This is a genomic window from Nocardiopsis sp. NPDC006832 (assembly GCF_040635885.1).
GTDB lineage: Bacteria > Actinomycetota > Actinomycetes > Streptosporangiales > Streptosporangiaceae > Nocardiopsis.
The window spans coordinates 201885-209604 of record NZ_JBEYLC010000002.1; the positions used below are offsets into that span (position 1 = coordinate 201885).

General features: G+C 59.1%; 6 protein-coding genes. 2 read left to right on the forward strand and 4 right to left on the reverse strand.

Annotation, left to right across the window (positions count from 1 at the left end; all coding sequences use genetic code 11):
* From ABZ717_RS01900 to ABZ717_RS01910, 3 genes are all read right to left on the reverse strand, one after another.
* Window positions 1-1167, reverse strand: a complete 1167-nt coding sequence (locus ABZ717_RS01900; protein WP_358504018.1) for a glycine betaine/L-proline ABC transporter ATP-binding protein — start codon at window positions 1165-1167, stop codon at window positions 1-3.
* Complete coding sequence (locus ABZ717_RS01905) at window positions 1164-2738, reverse strand: GMC oxidoreductase (protein WP_358504021.1); 1575 nt, start codon at window positions 2736-2738, stop codon at window positions 1164-1166. Before ABZ717_RS01905 ends, ABZ717_RS01900 begins: the two co-directional genes overlap by 4 nt.
* Before the next feature lie 188 nt (window positions 2739-2926).
* Window positions 2927-4462, reverse strand: coding sequence for an aldehyde dehydrogenase family protein (locus tag ABZ717_RS01910; protein WP_358504082.1), 1536 nt, complete (start codon window positions 4460-4462; stop codon window positions 2927-2929).
* A gap of 300 nt (window positions 4463-4762) precedes the next feature.
* On the opposite strand from ABZ717_RS01910, the gene ABZ717_RS01915 reads away from it, so the two are divergent.
* Both ABZ717_RS01915 and ABZ717_RS01920 read left to right on the forward strand, forming a co-directional pair.
* Window positions 4763-5428, forward strand: a complete 666-nt coding sequence (locus ABZ717_RS01915; protein WP_358504024.1) for a class II aldolase/adducin family protein — start codon at window positions 4763-4765, stop codon at window positions 5426-5428.
* Between the two features lie 190 nt (window positions 5429-5618).
* Window positions 5619-6509, forward strand: coding sequence for a fructose bisphosphate aldolase (locus ABZ717_RS01920; RefSeq protein ID WP_001830665.1), 891 nt, complete (start codon window positions 5619-5621; stop codon window positions 6507-6509).
* A gap of 132 nt (window positions 6510-6641) precedes the next feature.
* Here the strand turns inward: ABZ717_RS01920 and ABZ717_RS01925 are convergent, their stop codons facing one another.
* The gene (locus ABZ717_RS01925) at window positions 6642-7565 is read right to left on the reverse strand and encodes a hypothetical protein (protein WP_001830655.1); all 924 of its coding nucleotides are present in this window, start codon (window positions 7563-7565) and stop codon (window positions 6642-6644) included.
* Window positions 7566-7720 lie beyond the last annotated feature (155 nt).

Below are 7720 nucleotides of genomic sequence, written 5' to 3' on the forward strand. Positions count from 1 at the left end.
TCACGCACCGTCCCCGGGCGAGGTGACGTCGCCGTGGTCGACGGCCCCCGGAGGGATCTCCTCGACCGTCTCCTCCACGATCGCGGCCACCTGGTCCACGTCGTGCAACTGGTCTTCGGCGATGGCGCGCAGCACGTCGTCGCGGCCCACGTAACCGAGGAGGGTGTCGCCCTCCACGACCCGGACCGGAGCGGTGCTGGCGGCGAGCATCGGCAGGACCTCGGCCAGGACGGTGCCGGGCGCGGTGGTCGGCCCATCGGTGCGTTCCTCCGGGAACGCGTCGCGCACCAGCCACCGGGCGGTGAGCACGGTGGTGCGCGCGACGTCGGAGGTGAAGTCGGCGACGTAGGCGTTGGCGGGGCGGCCCACGACCTCCTCGGGGGTACCGACCTGGACGAGTTCGCCGTCACGCATGATGGCGATGCGGTCGCCCAGCTTGAGCGCCTCCTGGAGGTCGTGGGTGATGAAGACCGAGGTCTTGTTCAGCTCACGTTGCAGCCGGACGACCTCGTTCTGCATGTCGCGACGGATCAGCGGGTCCAGCGCGCTGAACGGCTCGTCGAACAGCAGGACCTGCGGGTCGACGGCGAGGGCGCGGGCCAGACCCACGCGCTGTTGCATGCCGCCGGAGAGTTCGCCGGGGCGCGCGTTCTCGTACCCGGACAGTCCGACCATGTCGATCATCTCGCGGGCTCGCGCGTAGCGTTCCTCGCGCGCCATCCCCCGCACTTCGAGACCGTAGGCGACGTTGTCGATGATCCGACGGTTGGGCAGGAGCCCGAAGTGCTGGAAGACCATCGCCATCTTGTGTCTGCGCAGTTCGCGCAGGCGCTGGTCGCTCGCCTGCTCGATGTCCTCGCCGTCCAGCCGCACCGAACCGGACGTGGGCTCGATCAGCCGGGTCAGGCAGCGGATGAGCGTGGACTTACCGGACCCGGACAGGCCCATCACCACGAAGATCTCACCCGGACGCACCTCGAAGGAGACGTCGCGCACCGCCACGGTGCAGCCGGTCTCCTCCTTGATGCGGTCCCGGTCGGCGCGTTCCAGGTCGGTGCCGATGACCTTGTCGGCGTTCTTGCCGAAGATCTTCCACAGGTTGCGGACCGAGAAGGTCACATCGGAGGTACCCGCGTCCGGTGTCGTTTCGGTGGCCTGGGTACTCATCGGCTCTCCCCCTTCTCGGCCGACCGGTCCTGACGGATCAGGTCGGCGGCGCGCTCGCCCAGGGCGAGGACCATGACCATCGGGTTGGGGGTGGGCAGGGTCGGGAAGACCGAGGCGTCGGCGACGCGCAGCCCCTTGAGTCCACGGACGCGCAGGCGGGGGTCGACGACCGCTCCGTCGTCGTCGGCCGCGCCCATCCGGCAGGTGCCCGCCGGGTGGTAGACGGTGTGGGCGGCGCGGCGTCCGTACTCGGACAGTTCCTCATCGCTTTGGATGCTCGGGCCGGGGGCGACCTCGCGCTTGATCCAGGACTTGAACGGTTCGGTGGCGGCGACCTCGCGGGCGATCCTCAGCCCGTCGACGATGGTCCGCTCGTCGTAGCCGTCGGGGTCGGTGAAGTAGCGGAAGTCCAGGGCCGGCTGGACCTTGGGGTCGTCGGAGGTGAGGTAGAGCCGCCCACGGGAACGAGACCGCGGGATGTTGGGGGTCATGCAGACCGCGTACCCGTCCTCGGGCGAGTCGTAGCCCAGCCGCTTCGTGTTGTCGTCGAAGGGGATCTGGTAGATGTGGAACATCAGGTCGGGGCGCGGGTCACTCTCGTCGCGGCGCACGAACAGGGCCGCGTCGGAGTCCATCACGGTGTTCTCGGGGACCCGCTCGTTGGTCTCCCACATGATGATCGACTCGGGGTGGTCCTGGAGGTTCTCTCCCACCCCGGCCAGGTCGTGGTGGGGCGTGATCCCGACCGATTCCAGGTCCTCGGCCCTGCCGATACCGGACAGCATCAGCAGACGAGGGCTGTCGACGGCTCCGGCGGCGAGGACGACCTCGTGGCGGGCGTTGACGGTGATCCGTTCGCCTTCCTTGGTCGTCGCGCTGACGCCGGTGGCACGGTCGCCGTCGAACAGGACCTTGTCGACCCAGGTCTCCAGCAGCACGGTCAGGTTCTCGCGCACGTCCATGATGGGGTGCAGGTACGCCACCGAGGCGGAGGACCGGTAGCCGGTGTAGGGGTCGTAGGCGATGGACAGGAAGCCGGTGCCGTCGGCGAAGCCGCCACCGTGCGAGGTGAGGGCGTTGAAGTCCTCGACGACCGGGACGCCCGCTGCCTCCGAGGCCGAGGACACCCAGTCCTGGACCATGGCGTTGCGGTCCTTCTCGGCGATCGGGATGATGTTGCACTTGATCCGGTCGGCGTAGGACTGGACGGTGGTGTTGTCCCAGCCCTCGGCGCCGGCGGCGACCCACTCGTCGAGGTCCTCGGCGAACGGCCGGAAGCTGATCAGCGTGTTGTGCGAGGAGCAGCCGCCCAGTACGCGGGCGCGCGAGTGCAGGATGTGGGAGTTGCCGTTGGGCTGCTCCGTGGTCCGGTAGCCGTAGTCGAGTTCGCCGTCGAGGACGCTCAGCCAGTCACGGAGCCGGAGCACGTGTTCGAGGTCGCGGTCGTCGGGGCCTCCCTCGATGAGGCAGACGCTGGTGCCGGGGTCTTCGGTGAGGCGATTCGCGATCACCGAGCCCGCCGTTCCACCGCCGACGATGACGTAGTCGTAGGTGTGTTCCTGATCGGACACGGACCGATTCCTCTCGTTGGTCTCTCGCGGGGATGCCGGGGAAACCGACCTGTGTTGTGTTGGTGGTGTCTTCGGTTGTTCTTCGGTTGTTCTTCGAACGTCGAGGGGACACCCGTCGACGCGGCGGACGGTTCCGCGCCGACGGGTGGCCGGTGGTCCCGGGGCCTCAGCCACCGGGGTGAGGTCGATCAGCCGAACCAGCGCTGTGGTTCGGGGGCCAGGTTGCGGTAGACGTGCTTGGCCTCGCGGTACTCGTCGAGTCCGGCCAGGCCCAACTCACGGCCGATCCCGCTGCGGCCGAAGCCGCCCCACTCCGCTCCGGGGAAGTAGGGGCCGTAGTCGTTGATCCACACGGTGCCGTGGCGCAGGGCGGCGGCCACACGCTCGCCTCGGGCGGTGTCGTCGGTCCACACACCGCCGGAGAGCCCGTAGTCGGTGTCGTTGCCGAGTTCGATCGCCTGCTCTTCGGTCTCGAAGCGTTCGACGGTCACGACCGGGCCGAACACCTCGGTCTGAACGATGTCCATGGAGCGGTCGCAGTCCACGAACACGGTGGGGCGGTAGAAGTAGCCGTCCCGCAGTTCGGCGTCGTCGGGGCGCTTGCCACCGGCGATGATCCGGGCGCCCTCCTCCACGCCTCGGGCCACGGACCCCTCCACCTTGGCGCGGTGTTCGGCGGACACCAGCGGGCCGCAGCGCACGCCCTCGTCCTGACCACGGCCGATGCGGATGGCCTCGGCCCGGCGGGCGAGTTCGGTGGTGAAGGCGTCGTGGATGTCGTCGTGCACGATCAGGCGCGCACCCGCCGAACACACCTGCCCGGAGTGGAAGAACGCGGCGCTCAGCGCGTAGTCGACGGCGGTGTCCAGGTCGACGTCGGGGAAGATGATGTTCGGGTTCTTGCCGCCCAGTTCCAGGGCGGTCTTCTTGACGGTCTCGGCTGCCGCCGCCATGATCCGACGCCCGGTGACCAGCCCACCGGTGAAGGAGATCAGGTCGACGTCGGGGTGCTCGGACAGGGGCGCTCCGGCCTCGGGGCCGCTGCCCAGGACCAGGTTGACCACGCCCGCGGGGATGCCCGCCTCGGTGGACAGTTCCACCAGCTTGGCGGTGGTCACGGGGGTGACCTCGCTGGGCTTGATCACCATGGTGTTCCCGGCGGCGAGGGCGGGGGCCATCTTCCAGGCGAGCTGGAGCAGCGGGTAGTTCCACGGCGTGATCATGCCGCAGACGCCGACGGGCTCGTACACGACCTTGCTGTGCACGCCCTCGGGCGCGGAGACCAGTCGGCCCGCGTCCTTGTCGGCCAGACCGGCGTAGTAACGGAAGACGGCGGTGACGTCGTCGACGTCCATGCCTCCCTCTTCGATGGTCTTGCCGGTGTCGAGGGACTCCATGACCGCGATCTCCTCGCGGTCGCGCTGCAGCAGGTCGGCGATCCCGTCGAGGACGCGGCCACGGTGGGCGGCGTCGGTGCGGCGCCACTCCCCGGTGTCGAAGGCGCGTCGGGCGGCGGCGATGGCCGCCTCGGTGTCGGCGCGGCCACCTTCGCTGACGACGGTCAGAACGGAGGCGTCGGCGGGATCCAGGATCTCCCGGACCCGTCCGTTCTTCGCCGCGCGCCACTCTCCGTCGATGTACAGGCTGGTGGCGGTGGCCGTCCCGGGGGCGGACAGGTACGGCACGGACGGCAGGGTTGCGTTGGTCTGGTTCACGGAGCCCATCTGCCCGGGATTGATAGTCACAAACGACCTCTTTCGTAGGACACTTTCCACAACGTCCCATAAGGCCGATGAACAGGCAAAACGCACACTGTGCCGTTGGGGACGCCCATCAGTGGCCTCGGTCACCGGCCTGTGGCATAGACCTACGTCGACGAGCGAGGCCGTGAGCAAGGGACACTCCGCCCCGGGGAATACAAGGACAAGATTTTGACGTACATTAGGTGTACCTAAGTTGGTTCGTCCCGCTCGCCCGGGTCGTCCCCCGTGCGACCGCCGCCCGCGAACCCCATCGAGGAACGCATGCTGCTCGAACAAGAACGCCGTGACGTCTGCCTGACCGCACGCTCCATCGCCCGGCACCCGGGCGTCGCCCCCGGTGAAGCGGGCACCGTCAGCGTCCGCAGCGGCGAGCTGGTGGTCGTCACCCCGCACGGTGTTCCACTGGACCAGATCCAGCCCCAGGACTGCCCGGTCATGTCCCTGGACGACCGGATGCTCGAAGGTCGGCGCGATCCGGCCGCCGAGACCACCCTGCACATGGCGGTGCACCGTCAGGCCGCCGACCACGACCGGGACGTCACCGCCGTGGTCAACGCGTTCACGGCCGACGCGGTGGCCGTGTCCACCGTCGAGGTGGAGCTGCCCCCGATCCACCACCGCGCCGCCGGCCTGGGCGGAGCCGTCGCGGTCACCCCGTACATGCCGTACGGCGGTGGTGACATCGCCGACCAGGCGGTCAAGGCGCTCAAGGGACGGGACGCCGCGCTGCTGGCGGGACACGGTGGCGTGACGCTGGGTCGCGACCTGGAGCACGCCCTGGAGAACCTGCGCCTGCTCGACTGGCTGAGCGCCGCCTACCTCCGGGCCCGCCAGATCGGTCGCCCGCGTGTGCTGTCCGAGGAGGAGCTGGCCGAGATCCGGCAGCGCGACACCTACGGCTGGGCCGGCCCCGACCCCTTCCTCTGAGTCTTCGGTCGGCCTCCGGGGCATCCTCGTCGACGTCGCTTCGGGAAGGGGCATGAGGCGGGAACCAAAGGTCGATGGGGGAGAGCGATGTCGTGTGGCCGGATCCGGTTCATTTTCAAGTAGAAAAACTTGAGATAAAAAGTAATTTTTATCATACTGTATATGAAAGTTATATTAAGGAGTGGAAAGTATGAATAAAGAACAATTAGAAAAAATGACTCATGGTAAAGGATTCATTGCTGCATTAGACCAAAGTGGTGGTAGTACACCTAAAGCACTTAAAGAATATGGTGTGAATGAAGACCAATACAGTAATGAAGACGAAATGTTCCAACTTGTTCACGATATGCGTACACGTGTTGTAACTTCACCTTCATTTTCACCTGATAAAATTTTAGGTGCGATTTTATTCGAACAAACTATGGATCGCGAAGTTGAAGGTAAATACACTGGAGACTATTTAGCGGACAAAGGCGTTGTTCCTTTCTTAAAAGTCGACAAAGGTCTTGCTGAAGAGAAAAATGGCGTACAATTAATGAAACCTATTGATGATTTAGATGAAACTTTAGATCGTGCAAATGAACGTCATATCTTCGGTACTAAAATGCGTTCTAACATCCTTGAACTTAATGAACAAGGAATCAAAGATGTTGTTGAACAACAATTTGAATTCGCTAAAAAAATCATCGCTAAAGGTTTAGTACCTATTATCGAACCAGAAGTTAATATTAATGCTAAAGATAAATCTGAAATTGAGAAAGTTTTAAAAGCTGAAATCAAAAAAGGTTTAGATTCATTAAACGATGATCAATTAGTTATGTTAAAATTAACTATTCCTACTGAAGCTAACTTATATAAAGATTTAGCTGACCACCCTAATGTTGTACGTGTAGTAGTATTATCAGGTGGTTACAGCCGAGATGAAGCTAACAAATTGTTAAAAGATAACGATGAATTAATTGCAAGCTTCTCACGTGCATTAGCAAGTGACTTACGTGCTAGCCAATCACAAGAAGAATTCGATAAAGCATTAGGCGATGCTGTAGATTCAATCTATGATGCGTCAGTAAATAAAAACTAATCATTTATCAGTTCATAACGAACAATGTTTTATCTAAACAACATCACATTGTCTAGATAAATATTAAAACCGTGTGGTAGATTAATCTGACCACACGGTTTTTTTATACTTTACACACATATTGTCCTTTGATTATTCATCGAACGACATACTACTTTCGATAATTTTTTTAAATACGCCTAGTTGATAAGATGAAAAATCGTTTTGAGCACTTAAGAATGGCGCTGATGCAACTTCAACGTATTTATGATTATCGTCACTATCTAATTCCGTTGGTGAAAATAGATAATAAGCTAAGATGGCTGAGGAAATATCATTCTCTTCATCAGAATCACTGCCTAATATTGAAACTTGAGTGTATGGTTTCCCTTTATATTTCGTCTGTAAAATACCATATGATGTCGCTTTAGGATCTTTCAAACGCGTTAAATCTTCCAATGTCTTAACTTTTTCTAAGTCTTTAGCTTTAACCATTTTCTTTTTGTCTAAAGCAAAAAATCCAGGTTGAATATTTGTAGCTACTAATTTACCTTCTTTAAATGTTGCAAGTATTTGAGCGTAGGACATAGGTTGCTTATTTTCACCTGTTTTTTTACCATCTGGATCTACATACATATAATTGATATGCTTAATATTTTTTTCCTTACTTTTCATTCGTTTAATCTCTACACCTTTTTTATCTTTAAAGAACTTATTAACTTCTTCTATAGATGACCCTTTAGATTCTTTTGTGTATTTATAATCTGCAAGTGTTACCTTATCCACTAATTTTTTATAGTCTTCCCAGCCTTGCAATCCCGTTTTGTTTGTAAAACCTTTTTCTGTAATAAGTGCATCGATTTCATTAAGAACTGGCTTTTGTTTAAGATCCTTAGCTTCTTTTTCTAGTTCTTTATATTCGTCCTCTTTTGTATATTCAGTCGCCACATCCGTTTTTTTCTCCGAACTTTTTGATGATGACTTTTCATTAGAAGATTGATCTGAATCATTGCTATTCGAACATCCCACAAGAGCAATTGACATCACAATTAATAAAATTCCCCAAAATTTTTTCATATTCTATCTCCTTTTAATTTTTATATACAGAGAAATAACAATTAAATATTACTTAGTTTTACGCGAGCTCCGTGGCGGCCAACTGGTAGTCCTTCATCGCCGTGCGCCCGCGGGCGCCGGCGTTGCGCGCCGCCCAATCCCTGGCCTGGCGTCGG

What these genes read in the sequence shown, in the direction of transcription:
- ABZ717_RS01900 (WP_358504018.1), bottom strand. Translation starts at nt 1,167, where the DNA reads ATGAGTACCCAGGCCACCGAAACGACACCGGACGCGGGTACCTCCGAT.
- ABZ717_RS01910 (WP_358504082.1), bottom strand. Translation starts at nt 4,462, where the DNA reads ATGGGCTCCGTGAACCAGACCAACGCAACCCTGCCGTCCGTGCCGTAC.
- ABZ717_RS01915 (WP_358504024.1), top strand. Translation starts at nt 4,763, where the DNA reads ATGCTGCTCGAACAAGAACGCCGTGACGTCTGCCTGACCGCACGCTCC.
- ABZ717_RS01920 (WP_001830665.1), top strand. Translation starts at nt 5,619, where the DNA reads ATGAATAAAGAACAATTAGAAAAAATGACTCATGGTAAAGGATTCATT.
- ABZ717_RS01925 (WP_001830655.1), bottom strand. Translation starts at nt 7,565, where the DNA reads ATGAAAAAATTTTGGGGAATTTTATTAATTGTGATGTCAATTGCTCTT.